We start from the raw sequence: 15,291 nt of genomic DNA on the forward strand, positions 1-15,291 counted from the left end.
GGCCGGCGAATGCTTATGAAATTCACGTTGGTTCTCCAGAAAAGTGCGCGACAACAAGCGCTGAAAAATACGACTCACGCACCGGGCGCCCTGGCATTGAACAACAACAGCACATTGCCGCTGTACTCGCCGGGGCGATAACCCCCGGCGGGTTTGACCGGATCGATTTCCAGCAGCACGCGTTTACCCGCCGCCGCCTCCTCTTGGGAAACCACCTGGCGCGGCGGCATCTCTGCGCTCAATGGCACACCATTGAAGGCGACGCGTAATTCGATATCCTCACCAGCCCTGCCGTTGGACAGGTAGGGCACGGCTTCCAGGCGCGCTTCGATCGCACTGGTGTCGTGACGTACGTCGAAATTCTTGTGCACGCTGCCCAGGCTTGAGGTGACGTAATTCCAGTCGAGCCGCTGCGGCCGGTGAATCCAGTCGGGCTCCGCCGGAATGACGTAAAACGGCCGACTGGGCACGGTCAGCGAGACCTCGAAGGTGTGCTCTTCGCGGGCCGCCCAGGTCGCGGTGGCCGTCAGGGCCGCCGCGACCATCACAGCGGCGACGGTGCATTGCTTGATCATGTGGGTTACCCGTTGCGTCAATGGAGAACAGGTCTAGCGACTGCTGACCTTCAGGACCTTCTTCTCGGCGCCCTCGATCAGAAAGAAGCGATACTGACGGCCCTTCTCTTTATCGAAGGCGAAGGACTTGCCGGCCAGTACATGGTGTTTGGTCGTTGCGCCGCAGTCGGCTTCATTGGTCAACGCGCAGCTTTTGAACTCGTCAATGATCACCACGGTGTTGCCGTTGTTGCGCAATTCGTAGCGGCTGTCGGTTTCATTGATCGCGGTGGCAAAACGCGCATCCCGGGGCCGCACGAAAAAGATCGTGCCGAACCCGGTCATCACGTTAACCCCGGCGCTCAGGGCCTTTTTATAGTCCTCGCGCTCCTCGTTGTTAACCGCAAACTCGTCTTCCTTTTCCGGCACCACCGGCACGAAACGCACGCGGAAATAGCGCTCGCGATCACGCTCACCCATGTACAGCAAACGCGTGCCCTGCATGCCTTGGGACGGCACGATCAACCGCGCCGGACTGGCCATGACGCCGTTGCGTGAGGCGCCGTCAGCGGCGTTCTCGACGGCAATTTCCTGCGGTGTGCCATCGGCGCCATAGACGATTTCGAGGACATTGACCTTGACGAACGCCGTCGCGTCACCGCTGTTGAATATCCGTTTCAAATACGTACTTTTATCGGCGTCCAGATAGTCGTACACCGTCCCCACATTGATCTGCGGACCAGCCTGCGCCGTCAGGCCAAACACACTGAGCACGCCCAGCAAAAAACCACGTTTCATCGTCTTCAACTCCATGAAAAATCAATAGGTCCAGCCCGGAGCGGTCACACTTCGGAATCCCAGATAACCATGATATTGCCGGTGAACGTGTCGCTGAGCCCCGGGCGGAGAACAAAGTCGATCGCGTCTTTGGGCATTTCGAAACGCAGCGAACCGACCTTGCGGTCTACATAGATGCTTGGCTGGAAGGGACCGCTCCAGTGGTTGTATTGCAACTGGAGCAACTTCACGTCGCCACCGCCCGGACCGGTGATTCCGGGGGGCAGCGTGAGTTGGGTTATGACTTCGGTGGAGTTGCCTTTCGGGCTGATCATCTTGCAGCGCGGACCGCCGGTCGAGTTGCACAGGATCATGACCTTGAAACGCGACGAGGCAGACAGGTAGAACGGTTGGTCACGGTAGATCTTGGTCGGCTTCTGGCCGCTGGCGATCCAGCGCATCCAGCCGCCTTCGGGCTCCAGCGTGACGCGATCGCCGCCCGGCGGCAGATCGACTTTGAGGGTGTGCTGCACGTCGAGCACGAAATCCAGATTCAGAACGCCGTCATTGGGCACCATCAACGGGCCCAGACTGAAGTCACCGCTGGGTCCCAGGGAATATGTCATCGAACCGGTGTACAGACCGGAAGACATGCTCAGCGGATTGGGCGTGCGCAGTTCATAGGCGAAATCGAGGGTGTCGAAGTACATCGATGGAATGGTGTACGCGGCGACTTTGCTACACGCCGCCTCAACCGGCGCTTTCCAGAAAAACCAATAAGCTGACGGATTGAAGGCGCCGACGCCGCTGTACTGACATGGCGCAGGCGCATATACCCAACTGCTGCCGGTCCAGAGTTTCTGATGCCCTTCAAGTATGTCGGTGACGCCCACCAAATTGGCCGCTGGATGACTCAGGACGAAATTGGAGCCGATGCCGATGATCCGCACTTCCACCGTTTCGGCTTCCCCGGTTTCGGCATTGGTCACGGTCAACGGTCGCCAATTGGCCGGTACCCGCACATCAATGCTGTCGTTGGGCATTAACGCCCGCAAGGAATCGAAGCGCACCGGCAACTGGATGCTGAACATATTGTTGTCCCTGCACTCGGACGGGTAGTTGGCACAGTAGCCGCTGTTCGGCGTCTGGTTGACGAACACGTTCTTGTTCGGTTGCGACGAATCCGGCTGAAACAACGCGCGAATCTCGCGACTGGCGGCTTCGATTGCCGGCGTGGCCATCACCAGGCACAGGCCAAGACCACATGTGAATCTTTTCATCTGATCAGCCCGCCTTCTGTTCGGTGGAGGTGACATCGGCCAGGGTGTCTGGCGTGCAGCGCAGATCGCCGATCATCAGCACGTTGTTTTCACTTCGGTGCTGGTTCTCCACAAGGCGGAACTGGCAGAGCAGCTGGTTATCCCGGCGCACTTCGAGGGTCGGCGAGCCCGCGTTCATTTCCATCGAGAAGAAGCCGTCGACCTCGGTCACGCCACGGCTGGCGTGGTTGATCACGTGGTGGCCCTTGAGCGGCCGGCCTTGCGCGTCAACCAGACGACCAAGCACGGTGAGGGTTTTCATCACGCGAATCTTGCGGTACTCGACCCCGCCCTTGTTCAAGTGATAACGGGTACGGGCCGGGGCAATGGTCGCCGCCGGGACGTGGTTACCCTCGAAATCGAAACTCACCGAGCTGTTCTGGTAAGCGGTGATCGGGATGAAATTGCGCCCCGGTTTCAAAGCGGCGCTGCCACCGCTGAAGTCATCGGCACGCAAGGCGATGTTTTCGATGTCCGACTCGACGTCGACAATCAACCCGGCACCGCGCATCTCGCTCTGACTGGTCAGCAGCATCTGCTGGCCCCCGATTACCAGGGTGCTGTCGACGTTGAGGCCACCGGTGAAATTGCCGTTGTAGGAGGAGCGCTGAACGAAGCCGTCGCCATTCACCGTATCGGTACGGAAGTTCGCCAGGCTGGACATGCCGAGGCCGTAGGTGTCGGTCAGCGCCGTGACCGAAACGCTTTGCAGCACATGATCCTTGAGATCCTTGCGCCAGCCGATCGAACCGTTGTTGTCGCGTTTTCCATCGCGCGCCGTGCGCGAGCCGATGCTGCCGGTGATCTGCTGGCCGGGCGCACCGAGCGCCAGATTGACGCTCAGGTCAACCCCGCGATTGCGCGCATCGCCGCTGCTGTAACTGCCCGGCCGATCAAACACCGACAAGCGCCAACTGGCATCACTGCCGAACAACACCGTGCGCTGCGTCCAGCCCAGATCCAGGCCGGCACCTTCAACGTTGCCCTCGCTGTGCGACACCCGGGCGTTGAGCGAATTCTTGCTGCTGAGCCGGTGGTTGAGCGCCAGCGACGAATTACTGGTCTGGCCGATAAACACGTTGCGCGGGCGAATACGCGTGCCGTCGGGCAAGGTGTCGTAGGTGTTGGTGGTGTCGAGCCAACTGCGGTTGTGGCTGATCACCAGGCTGCCGGATCCATAGTTGTAAAGACTTTGCAGGTCCAGGCCGGTGCCGTAATCCTCGGTCTTGTAGACGTTGGCGAACAGGCTGAGGTGATTGGCCAGCGTCCAGTCGACGGACGTGCCGTATTGCAGCTTTTCGCGGACCTGCCGCGCCGACAGGCCGAGAATCACGCGCGGGTGCATCAAATAATTGACCGACGCACCGGCCGTGGGGCTGCCGCTGGACTGCGTGTCCCAGTTGCTCAGCAATTTGCTTTCTTCGCCGGCAAACACGTTGTAGCGCCAGCGCTCGTCGAGGTTGCGCCAGTTGTTCGGCTTGTAGACCAGCTCCTGAGTGGTGGAGGTGATCTGGCCGTCTTCGATCAGGCGCACTTCCACTTCATAGATGCCGCCGGGTAACGGTCGGGTATCGAGGGTCTGCAGACCGGCGGGCACCGATTGGGTGTTGATCAACAGGCCATCGCGGTAAATCTCCACCGAGCCCTGCCGATTGGCGGTGACGTAGATCGGGTACACGCTGGGCTTGGGGTTATTGATCGCGAGGCTGTCGGAACTGCCGTACATCACGCCGACCGCCGTGTCGGGGCTGGTGCCGAACGTGCGCGGCTGGCGGGTCAGACCTTCGGAATTGGGGGTGAAATAGCCCAGGCGGAAAAAACTGCCTTGCAGTTCGCGCTGGGTGTGCAATTCATGTACCGCGTGGTAAAGCTTGTCGTCCGGGCCACCGAGACGTGACAGTTGCAGGTTGAGCGTCTGACTCCAGTTACCCAGACTGCTGCTGGCTTCGAGGCCGAAACGGCCACCCAGGTCCTGATCCTGACCGCCGTTGAGGTTGAGCTGATTGCGCACCATCAAGCCGTTGCTGCCGCCTTCGGGCTGTTCGTAGTAACGCTTGGCTTCAACGTCGCGTTCGGCGTTTTCGGTGAGGATCGACACCTGTGAGTTTTCCAGGTTGTAGTGCACCGCCAGCACTTGATCCGGGCAGGAACCGGTGCAGTTGCCCAAGGCCACACCCGGCTTCAGATAGGCCGCCCACTTTTCCCGTTCGGCGGGGCCGAAGCGGTTTTCGCTGGTGTCGGTGAACTCGAGCAGGGTGATGCGATCATCGCGGGACAACACCACCAGCGCCTCGCCCAGAGGCTGATGATCGAGCTCGACCCGAACCGCCAGAGGCACATCAAAGAAATGCTCCTCGAAATCCGCCGGCAGGCCTTTGGCCTGGGCCAACAGACTTCGCGGCGTGGTGCCGGCGGAGTTGGAAGCCACGGCTGCGCTGGCACAAAACAACAGCGCAAGCGCAGCCGCGATGGGTGTCATCGGGAACATGAACTCTTACTCTGATTACGAACAATGGAAGTCCGCCGAGCCAGGCAGTGGCTGCCTGTCCCGGCGGGCAGCGCCCGTTGAACAATGGGCGCGTAATGCCTGATCAGCCGATCAAGGCGTGCCGACCGGCGGAACAGCGTCGAACGTCATGGCGACAACGCCGGTGTAATCACCCGGGTTGAAAGTCGAACCGATAACGCTGATCTTCAGCGGCGCACGGAAGTTGACGTTCGACTCCTCCTCACCGACAACTTCCTGTGGGGTCAGGGTCAGGGTCTTGTTATTGATCTCGACTTTCAGGTCGATGCTGTTTGAACCCGAAATGAGTTTTGGTGCGCTGTCGAGGCTGGCATGAACCGAACCGTTGTTGTTGCGCACATCGAAGAAGCCGTTGACTTCACGCATCTTGCCGCTGCCCGGCTGAAAGCTCATGTCCTGATCCTTGTTGACCAGTTCAGGATCGGTCGGCACCACGTAAAAGCCGTTGGTCGGCACATGGGCGACGATGTTGATGGAATGAGCGGCTTCACCAGCGGCGAACGCTCCCGAGGAACCCAGTGCCAGAAGAGCCAACGGAGCAGCGATTGCGATTTTCTTGAACATCGTTCAGTACCTTGTTTTCTTGATGAGAAGGAAGAATTGAAAGTTCAGGAAAACCCTCAGGGGAGTTGAGCCAGGTCAACTTGAACTTTCAATGCCGGGGCATCATCGACTGTTGTCTCTGGAAAGTAAGCAAGTAACTTCCGATAACCTCGTAGTTAAACAACCTCATGACCCGCAAGAAAAAAGAACAAAAAAACGATATTCAAAACAGTGACTGTAAGTTATGCCCTACATACAGATTCAGTTAAAAAACCATACAGCAACCTGGCCCAGACATAGCAGTACTTAGTTAAAACTTTAGAATACTTGCTCGATTAAATAGAGTGATGACTTTAACTTTAAGGTTATCCATCAAGACACCTTCGCGAAAATTGACCTGTTGCATTTTCTCAGGAGGTCGCCGCTCGTCAGCGGCCCTGAAGATGGGGAAAAAACCTCTTGCGCCAGCTTTAAGATATATCTTAAGTTGTATCTAAACATGACGAGAGAAGACAGAAATGAGAGACCATCATTCCCCCCACCGCGAACACGGTGATGGCCGCGACGGCTTCGAAAAGCGCCCCGGGCGTGAACGCGGCGGCCGTGGCCCGCGAGTATTCGCTCCCGGTGACCTGAAATTGCTACTGCTGGCACTGGTCGCCGAACAGCCGTGCCACGGCTACGACCTGATCCGCCAGATCGAAGGCATGTTCGATGGCGCGTACAGCCCGAGCCCCGGCGTGATTTATCCGACCCTGACCTTCCTGGAAGAAAGCGAACTGATCAGCGGCGACGCCGAGGGCGGCAAAAAACGCTACAGCGTCACCGAAGCAGGCCGTTTGTCCTTGAGTGAACAGGCCGTGGCCCTCGATGGCGTGCGCATGCGCATCGACGTCAGCAAGCGTTCGTTGCGCGGCCATGACCGGCCGCCGGAAATCCACGAGGCGGTGCACAACTTGCGCCATGCCCTGCAACTGCACCACGGGCGCTGGAGCCCGGAAGAAATCCTGCGCGTGCGTGACCTGCTCAACGACACCGCCAAAGCCATCGTCGACGGCCCCGCCGTTCAACCTGCCCCGGAGAAAGCCGAATGACTGCAGTCGATAGCCAAACCATTCACCGCGTGATGCACGAAATCAAACGCCGTCGCCTCGAAGTGCTGCGCGTGGTCGACCTGACCCCGCGCATGCGTCGCATCACCCTCGGTGGGCCGGAGCTGGCCGGGTTCATCAGCCTCGGCACCGATGATCATGTGAAATTGCTGTTCCCGCAGAACGCTGAACAAACCGCCGCCCTGGAAACCATGGTACTCGGCGGCAAGAACGACGGCCCGATGCCCGAGATGCGCGACTACACCCCGCGCCGCTGCGACCTCGACACACTTGAGCTGGACATCGATTTCGTCCTGCATGGCGACGGCCCGGCCTCGACCTGGGCGGAACAGGCCAAACCCGGGCAATTCCTGCACATCGGCGGGCCGCGCGGTTCGATGATCGTGCCGGACATCTTCGACAGCTACCTGCTGATCGGTGACGAAACCGCCCTCCCCGCCATCGCCCGCCGCCTCGAAGGCCTGGCCGCCAATCGCAAGGCGCTGGTGGTGATCGAAGTGGAAAACGGGCGCGAGCAACAAGTGCTGGAGAGCGCGGCGCAGGTCAATGTGATCTGGGTCTTGCGTGAGGGCGGCAAGGACAACCTGCTGACCACCGTGAAGCAGTTGCAGGTACCGAAAGGCAATCTGTATGCGTGGGTGGCGACCGAGACCAAGGTTTCACGGCAGATTCGCCGGGTGCTGCTGGATGAGCACGGGCTCGATGAAAAGCTTGTCAAAGCCGTCGGCTACTGGCGCGCCGAGGGCACTTCCGAAGAGGAGTGACTTTTTGCTATTCACCCTCCACTTGAGGGGTGAACTCAATTGTGGCGAGGGGATTTATCCCCGATGGGCTGCGCAGCGGCCCCAGAACCTGCACCACGGTGAGCCAGGTAATCTGCGGAGGCAGGTTTCAGGGCCGCTCCGCGCCCCATCGGGGATAAATCCCCTCGCCACAGGTTTGCATGCATTCAGGACTGCGATCCGCGCAATCGGTCGAGGCCGATCAGCGCCAGCGCAATCAGCACAAACCCCACCAATATCCCCCCGGCATTGATCAACACCTGCGGATAACCGAGCACCGCCACATCAATGAACGGATACGCATACGCGCCGAGCAAATGCCCGCGCAGCAAGGCATAGATGAAATACACCAACGGATAAGTCAGCCACAACGGCAGATGGCCCAGGCGCAAAGTGCCTTTCGGCACGCAAAACCACCAATAGCCCAGAAACAGCAACGGCATCACATCGTGCAGCAGTTCATCGGCGATAAATTGCCAACCTTGGGGATGCCACAAGTGCCGCAACAAAATGCTGTAGGCGAGGCCGACCACCACAATGCTCACGGCAATGCCACTGCTCACCCACGGCTGTAAAAACCAGCGCCGGGCGGCGGATTCACGCTCCGTCACGGCAAAGGTCAACACCGTCGCCACCAGCGTATTCGTCAGAATCGTGAAGTAACTGAAGAAGCTCACCACCCCGACCAACAGGCTGGCGCCAACACTCAAGCGCGCAAAGAAGATCAGGTAAAGCTGAATACCCAACCCCGCCCAGCCCAGTACGGCTGCGCAAGTGATCAGGCGTCGGCGCCACACGGCGTCCATTTCAGACCGGGCGCTTGGTGCGCATCAATTTCACGTACAGACGTTCGACCTTCTCCCGCGCCCACGGGGTTTTACGCAAAAACGTCAGGCTCGACTTGATGCTCGGATCGCTCTTGAAGCAACGGATGTCGATGCGTTCGGCCAGCCCCGACCATTCGTAGTGGGCCACCAGCGCGGTGAGGATCTGTTCGAGGGTCACGCCGTGCAGCGGATCGGGGGATTGTTCGTTCATGCCTGGCCTTTGGGCGAAGTGAAAATGCAGAAGCCGCGCACCTTAGCCGAGGGGGTGGTCGGGTGGAAGGCCTTCCTTCAAATGTAGGCCAACCCGAGAAGATCGCAGCCTGCGCGCGGCCCGACAATGCGCCCGTTTGCCGCACTGTTACCGAATCCGAAAGGCTGCATGTCAGCAAAACCCCTTTGTCTTTTTGTTACAGATCATTATCCTGCCGCCCTTCGGCTGAAACGCTTCACTGCCTGCGACATTTTGAAGCGCTCGGTCCGCACCCCGAAAACACCCAAAAAAGACTTCTCCATGCCCGATTTTTCCTTCTCCCGAGACAGCGCTATCTCGACCCTGCGCACCCTTGGCGGCTGCACCGCTCTGGGTCTCGCCACCTGCGTTCAAGCGGCTCCCGCGTTCGACAGTGAATCACCGTACATGCTCGGTGACTGGAACGGCACGCGCACCCAACTCTCGGAAAAAGGCTACGACTTCAAACTCGATTACACCGGCGAAATGGGCAGCAACCTGCACGGTGGCTATGACCACGATCGCACCGCGCGCTACAGCGATCAGTTCGGCCTCGGTACGCACCTGGACCTGCAAAAGATCCTCGGCTGGGACGATGCCGAGTTTCAACTGACCATTACCAAACGCAGCGGCAACAACATCAGCAACGACCGCATCAACGATCCACGCGTCGGCGGCTTCACCTCGGCCCAGGAAGTCTGGGGCCGTGGCCAGACCACGCGCCTGACGCAGATGTGGTACCAGCAGAAATTCTTCGATCAGAAACTCGACATCAAGGTCGGCCGCTTCGGCGAAGGCGAAGACTTCAACAGCTTCCCGTGCGACTTCCAGAACCTGGCTTTCTGCGGCTCGCAGGTCGGCAACTGGGTCGGCGGCATCTGGTACAACTGGCCGGTCAGCCAGTGGGCGATGCGCGTCAAATACCATCTGACGCCGGAGTTGTACGCCCAGGTCGGCGCGTATGAGCAGAACCCGTCGAACCTTGATCGCGGCAACGGTTTCAAACTCAGCGGCAGCGGCACCCAAGGCGCAATCCTGCCAATCGAACTGGTGTGGACGCCGAAGCTCAACGGCCTGCCGGGCGAATACCGCGCCGGCTATTACTACAGCAACGCCAAGGCCAGCGACGTCTATAAAGACAACAATGGCCAACCGGCAGCGTTGAGCGGTGAAGCCTATCGCAGCGCGTCGAGCAAACACGGCGTGTGGCTGGGCATTCAGCAGCAAATCACCAGCGTCGCCAGCGACCACTCGCGCGGCCTGAGCGTATTCGCCAACGGCACGATGCACGACAAGAAAACCAACGCCATCGACAACTACGTGCAGGCCGGCATCACCTACAAAGGCCCGTTCGACGCTCGCGCCAAGGATGACATCGGTTTCGCCCTGGCCCGCGTGCACGTCAACCCGGCCTTCCGCAAAAACGCCGAAGCAAGCAACCGCGCCAACGCCGTTTACGACTACGACGATCCGTCCTTCCTGCCGCCACAAGACACCGAATACAGCGCCGAACTGTATTACGGCGTGCACGTGACGAACTGGCTGACCGTGCGCCCGAACCTGCAATACATCCGCCATCCGGGCGGCGTGGACAAGGTCGACGACGCGCTGATCGCAGGACTGAAAATCCAGTCCTCGTTCTAACCGACACCACAAAAACCTGTGGGAGCTGGCTTGCCAGCGATGCGATTTCACAGTCGACATCTTCGTCGGCTGACACGCCGCCATCGCTGGCAAGTCGAATCGTCGCACCGCAGCTCCCACAGGGATCGAAGAAAATTCGTTAGCTACACAAGTTTTTATCTGAACCATGCCTGTGCCAAATCGTCATCTAAAGTGACTACAGCGCGGGACTACATAAACGTCACGGAGAATCACACTATGAGCACCGAAAGTGCTTCGAGTCGGGGCCGTCTGCTACCGAGCCTGCTCGGCATTCTGCTTCTATTGATGGGCCTGGCCATGCTGGCCGGAGGGGTCAAGCTGAGCATGCTCGGCGGCTCGCTGTACTACCTGCTGGCCGGTATCGGCATCGCGCTGAGCGGCATTCTGATGCTGATGCGTCGTCGTGCGGCGCTGGGCCTGTACGCCATCGTCCTGTTTGCCAGCACCGTTTGGGCGCTGTGGGAAGTCGGTCTGGACTGGTGGCAACTGGTGCCACGTCTGGCCCTGTGGTTTGTCCTCGGCTTCGTGATGTTGCTGCCGTGGTTCCGTCGTCCGCTGCTGCTCGCAGGCCCTGCGCCAATGGGCACCGGCGGTTTGACCGTGGCCGTGATCCTGGCCGGCCTCACCGCACTTGCCAGCCTGTTCACCCACCCGGGCGAAACCTTCGGCGAACTGGGCCGCGACACTGCCGACACCACCAGCACCGCGCCAGCCATGCCGGATGGCGACTGGCAGGCCTATGGCCGCACCGAATTCGGTGACCGCTACTCGCCGCTGAAGCAGATCACCCCGGCCAACGTCGGCAAGCTGCAAGAAGCCTGGCGCATCCAGACCGGCGACCTGCCGACTGCCGATGACCCGGTCGAACTGACCAACGAAAACACTCCGCTGAAAGCCAACGGCATGATCTATGCCTGCACCGCGCACAGCAAAGTGCTGGCCCTGGACCCGGACACCGGCAAAGAACTGTGGCGCTTCGACCCGCAGATCAAGAGCCCGGTCGGCTTCAAAGGCTTCGCGCACATGACCTGCCGTGGCGTGTCGTACTACGACGAAGCTGCGTACGCCAAAACTGAAAACGCTGCTTCCGCAGTGATTTCGGAAGCCGGCAAAGCCGTTGCTCAGGCTTGCCCGCGCCGTCTGTACCTGCCAACCGCTGATGCCCGTCTGATCGCCCTGAACGCCGACACCGGCAAGATCTGCGAAGGCTTCGGCAAAAACGGTGTGGTCGACCTGACCCAAGGCATCGGCCCGTTCACCGCCGGTGGTTACTACTCCACCTCGCCAGCGGCGATTACCCGTGATCTGGTGATCATGGGCGGTCACGTCACCGACAACGAATCGACCAACGAGCCATCGGGCGTGATCCGCGCCTTCGACGTGCGCGACGGCCATCTCGTGTGGAACTGGGACAGCGACAAGCCAGACGCCACCGAGCCTTTGGCACCGGGCGAAACCTACAGCCGCAACTCGGCCAACATGTGGTCGCTGGCCAGCGTCGACGAAAAACTCGGCATGGTTTACCTGCCACTGGGTAACCAGACCCCAGACCAGTGGGGCGCTGACCGCACCCCGGGCGCCGAGAAATTCAGCGCCGGTGTTGTAGCCCTGGACCTGGCCACCGGTAAAGTGCGCTGGAACTACCAGTTCACCCACCACGACCTGTGGGACATGGACGTTGGCAGCCAGCCAACCCTGCTCGACATGAAAACCGCCGACGGCGTGAAACCTGCGCTGATCGCCCCGACCAAACAGGGCAGCCTGTACGTCCTCGACCGTCGTGACGGCACGCCGATCATCCCGATCAAGGAAATCCCGGTCCCGCAAGGCGCCGTGAAAGGCGACCACACCGCACCGACCCAGGCCCGTTCGGACCTCAACCTGCTGGCCCCGGAACTGACCGAAAAAGCCATGTGGGGCGCGAGCCCGTTCGACCAGATGCTGTGCCGCATCCAGTTCAAGGAACTGCGTTACGAAGGCCAGTACACCCCTCCTTCGGAACAGGGCAGCCTGATCTACCCGGGTAACGTCGGCGTGTTCAACTGGGGCGGCGTCTCGGTCGATCCGGTTCGCCAGATGCTGTTCACCAGCCCGAACTACATGGCCTTCGTTTCGAAAATGGTGCCACGCGAGCAAGTCGCCGCCGGCAGCAAACGCGAAAGCGAAACCGCTGGCGTGCAACCGAACACCGGCGCGCCATACGCGGTGATCATGCACCCGTTCATGTCGCCCTTCGGTGTACCGTGCCAGGCCCCGGCCTGGGGCTACGTCGCCGGTATCGACCTGACTACCAGCAAAGTCGTGTGGAAACGCAAAAACGGCACCAGCCGCGACAGCTCGCCAATCCCGATCGGCTTCACCCTGGGCGTGCCAAGCATGGGCGGCTCGATGGTGACTGCGGGCGGCGTCGGCTTCCTCAGCGGCACCCTCGACCAGTACCTGCGCGCGTACGACGTCAACTCCGGTAAAGAGTTGTGGAAATCGCGTCTGCCGGCCGGTGGCCAAGCGACTCCAATGACTTACACCGGCAAGGACGGCAAGCAATACGTGCTGCTGGTTGTCGGCGGTCACGGCTCGCTGGGCACCAAGATGGGTGACTATGTGATTGCGTACAAACTGCCGGAGTAAGATTTAGCGGCGGTAAAACAAAGGCGATGCCCCGAAAGGGGCATCGCCTTTTTTGTGCCTGCCAATTTTGAATCCTCTGGAGAAACCTGTGGGAGCTGGCTTGCCAGCGATAGCGTCGGGTCAGCCGGCACATATGCCGGCTGGAAGAACGCCATCGCTGGCAAGCCAGCTCCCACAGTTTGATCAGCGTTGGCTGTAGGAATTGTTCTTGTCCTACAGATGCAGGGAGTTGCAGGGAGATTTCCGACAAGTCGTGTCGGTTGTGCCTCGGAAATCGGCTGGATAGGCTCGGGGGGTCGCTGCAAATTCAGCGAACGGGCGTCGCGGCCCGACTTCTGGGGCATAATTGCCACCGCTTAACAGCAGCACCCCAAGTGCTTGCTTTATGGTGGCTGTGCGGGGGATACCTTCGGGTATGCCGAATGCCTCAGGTCGGTCCGCGAACCCGCGTACAGCTGCCACCCCTCTTTTTGCGTCGCGGCAATTAGAGGAATGGCCCAATTCCTGAGGAGTAACAAATGAAAAAGCCAACACCCAATCCGCCCGAAAACAACGACACCTCCCCCTACGAATCCCCCGAATCCAAGAGATTCCACGAAGCCGCCGAGCGCGCGCTCGATCACTACTTCAAACCTAACGCGTTCACCCCGCGCTTCCACAAACCCAGCACCATGTTCCAGATCGCGCCCGATCAGGACAGCGAAAGCCTGCTGGTCCACGCCTGCGAATCACTGGCACAAGCGAGCCTCATGAGCAGCGACGTCGCCGCCTACATCGACCTGCCGCAGCGGCGCACGATCATGGCGATCCAGCAAATCATCATGCTCGCGGAACTGGCCGTGAACCGCGTGCTGGATAACCTTGAAATCCCTTCACAAAGTTGAGAATGATAAGCCCTGCGCCTGAAATGGATGTGCAATCACCTGCAATCGCACATCCATTTCAGGCGCACGGTTTTCTATGCGCTCGTTCACAGTAGCGCTCAATATGCAGGGTGGCTGACACACCAATTTCGCGAGCACGAATGCCCAGGCTTGATCATCCTGGCCCTATATAACCCCTCTCAAAAAAAACCATCGCGAAAAGGTATAAAAACCTGTCAGATATGACAGTTCACTATTTTTACCCGCTCTCTCAGACTTCCTTCTCCAACTGAATTATTCAAAGGAAGCGCCCATGACAAATCCAAAGGCATCGCCAGCAGTCTTCGCAAATGGCTCTCTTATGATTGATGTGAAAGGCACCATTGGCGGTACGCCGGTCAATCTGGCCAGTTACACGACAACAGCCACTTCCGTGTCCTTCAACCCGTTGGGTGGGTACAATTTTTCTTTTGAGGAAAACGGGACTTTGTCGAGCAAAAGAACCGTCTCGATCTCACTTCGCAAACTGCTGACCCCCACTATCTCTGGCTACTCTGAAAGCGTCGTTACCGAACGCGGTATTCAGGTTTATCAGTATGACCTGACATCCGTTTCGGCCATTGCGGTGACCCAACTCAACTCCAACCTTTACCGATACTCGCTCGATGGATTCAAACTATCCGGGAAGGCACTCCACGGTGAAGAAACGCGTGAACTCACGGGTAGCGGGTTCTTTTTGCTGCAGGAACTGACGTGGCCTGTCTGACATACGGATCAGATTTGTAGTCGGGTCAATCCTGCATTTTCTGCCCGGCCAAACGGACACGAACTGGCTCATCTCACTCAATGAAGGACAAAAACATGTCAATTAACGACTTGCAATTGAACAGTGCAAGGAAACCGGGCACTGGCGATCTGACTGCTGCGATTAACAACAACTACATCATCAGCAACTTCGAAGGGCAACCCACTATATTTACCACTAATGGAAAAGAGGTTGCGTTATATGCAACTTACCCGCACTCCTCTACCGTTTCCTTTTGCATACAGCTCAATTTTTCAGCGAACATCAAACAAGGCCGGTATGAATTCCACCCAAACAATCTTCCTGTTCCGCCCTCCTTCTCGTATACAGAAGGTGGACACACCAAAGGCTACAACAGTGATAAAGGCGCCGGTCATCTTGAAATATCAGAATTCGATATAAACGAAGGAACCTTCAAGGCCTCGTTCAATTTTACCTTTACGGATTTCGATACCAATCGCCGACATCAAGTGGTAGGTAATATCGACGTCTCGGACCTCGAACATATTGAAGAGTGACGGATCGCGTCCGTCAGCAAGATTTAAACGCATCCAGTCAGAAAACGGGCGGAGGCCAGCAGACCTAAACCCACGGCTCCAGGACTTGTTTAGCAATCAGGCCGCCATCGCTGGCAAGCCAGCTCCCATAAGAAATTGAGAA

The 15,291-nt window shown here is 58.8% G+C and carries 14 protein-coding genes; 7 read left to right on the top strand and 7 right to left on the bottom strand.

What is annotated here, in order from left to right; genetic code table 11:
- Positions 1-74: 74 nt before the first annotated feature.
- From AC3WMT_RS18850 to AC3WMT_RS18870, 5 genes are all read right to left on the bottom strand, one after another.
- On the bottom strand, positions 75-575 hold the full coding sequence (locus AC3WMT_RS18850; RefSeq protein ID WP_146041242.1) for a CS1 type fimbrial major subunit: 501 nt from the start codon (positions 573-575) through the stop codon (positions 75-77).
- A 33-nt stretch (positions 576-608) separates the two neighbouring features.
- The gene (locus AC3WMT_RS18855) at positions 609-1,352 is read right to left on the bottom strand and encodes a pilus assembly protein (protein ID WP_103304585.1); all 744 of its coding nucleotides are present in this window, start codon (positions 1,350-1,352) and stop codon (positions 609-611) included.
- 44 nt (positions 1,353-1,396) lie between these two features.
- Complete coding sequence (locus AC3WMT_RS18860) at positions 1,397-2,611, bottom strand: hypothetical protein (protein ID WP_103304584.1); 1,215 nt, start codon at positions 2,609-2,611, stop codon at positions 1,397-1,399.
- A 4-nt stretch (positions 2,612-2,615) separates the two neighbouring features.
- Positions 2,616-5,138 (bottom strand): TcfC E-set like domain-containing protein, encoded by a 2,523-nt coding sequence (locus AC3WMT_RS18865; protein ID WP_103304583.1) that lies wholly within the window; start codon positions 5,136-5,138, stop codon positions 2,616-2,618.
- Positions 5,139-5,249: 111 nt separating this feature from the next.
- Entirely contained in the window at positions 5,250-5,741 is a 492-nt protein-coding gene (locus AC3WMT_RS18870; RefSeq protein ID WP_103304582.1) for a CS1 type fimbrial major subunit, read from the bottom strand.
- A 497-nt stretch (positions 5,742-6,238) separates the two neighbouring features.
- Between AC3WMT_RS18870 and AC3WMT_RS18875 the strand changes: the two genes are divergently transcribed.
- Positions 6,239-6,814, top strand: a complete 576-nt coding sequence (locus tag AC3WMT_RS18875) for a PadR family transcriptional regulator (protein WP_103304581.1) — start codon at positions 6,239-6,241, stop codon at positions 6,812-6,814.
- Positions 6,811-7,596 carry a siderophore-interacting protein gene (locus AC3WMT_RS18880; RefSeq protein ID WP_103304580.1) on the top strand — a complete coding sequence of 262 codons (786 nt, stop codon included), beginning with the start codon at positions 6,811-6,813 and terminating at the stop codon, positions 7,594-7,596. The genes AC3WMT_RS18875 and AC3WMT_RS18880 overlap by 4 nt, the downstream gene beginning before the upstream one ends.
- 185 nt (positions 7,597-7,781) lie before the next feature.
- Here the strand turns inward: AC3WMT_RS18880 and AC3WMT_RS18885 are convergent, their stop codons facing one another.
- Positions 7,782-8,420 carry a Pr6Pr family membrane protein gene (locus AC3WMT_RS18885; protein ID WP_103304579.1) on the bottom strand — a complete coding sequence of 213 codons (639 nt, stop codon included), beginning with the start codon at positions 8,418-8,420 and terminating at the stop codon, positions 7,782-7,784.
- Position 8,421: 1 nt separating this feature from the next.
- Positions 8,422-8,652, bottom strand: coding sequence for a VF530 family protein (locus AC3WMT_RS18890; RefSeq protein WP_103304578.1), 231 nt, complete (start codon positions 8,650-8,652; stop codon positions 8,422-8,424).
- Between the two features lie 300 nt (positions 8,653-8,952).
- Here AC3WMT_RS18890 and AC3WMT_RS18895 point away from each other — a divergent pair, with 300 nt between their 5' ends.
- The 5 genes from AC3WMT_RS18895 to AC3WMT_RS18915 all read left to right on the top strand — a co-directional run bounded on the left by AC3WMT_RS18895 (position 8,953) and on the right by AC3WMT_RS18915 (position 15,149).
- The gene (locus AC3WMT_RS18895; protein WP_103304577.1) at positions 8,953-10,314 is read left to right on the top strand and encodes a carbohydrate porin; all 1,362 of its coding nucleotides are present in this window, start codon (positions 8,953-8,955) and stop codon (positions 10,312-10,314) included.
- A 237-nt stretch (positions 10,315-10,551) separates the two neighbouring features.
- Positions 10,552-12,963 (top strand): glucose/quinate/shikimate family membrane-bound PQQ-dependent dehydrogenase, encoded by a 2,412-nt coding sequence (locus AC3WMT_RS18900; protein WP_103304576.1) that lies wholly within the window; start codon positions 10,552-10,554, stop codon positions 12,961-12,963.
- 518 nt (positions 12,964-13,481) lie between these two features.
- On the top strand, positions 13,482-13,847 hold the full coding sequence (locus tag AC3WMT_RS18905; RefSeq protein ID WP_103304575.1) for a DUF6124 family protein: 366 nt from the start codon (positions 13,482-13,484) through the stop codon (positions 13,845-13,847).
- A 292-nt stretch (positions 13,848-14,139) separates the two neighbouring features.
- On the top strand, positions 14,140-14,592 hold the full coding sequence (locus tag AC3WMT_RS18910) for a hypothetical protein (protein ID WP_103304574.1): 453 nt from the start codon (positions 14,140-14,142) through the stop codon (positions 14,590-14,592).
- 95 nt (positions 14,593-14,687) lie between these two features.
- Positions 14,688-15,149 carry a hypothetical protein gene (locus AC3WMT_RS18915; protein WP_103304573.1) on the top strand — a complete coding sequence of 154 codons (462 nt, stop codon included), beginning with the start codon at positions 14,688-14,690 and terminating at the stop codon, positions 15,147-15,149.
- The last annotated feature ends 142 nt before the right edge of the window (positions 15,150-15,291 follow it).

It is taken from the genome of Pseudomonas sp. FW305-7 (assembly GCF_058786735.1).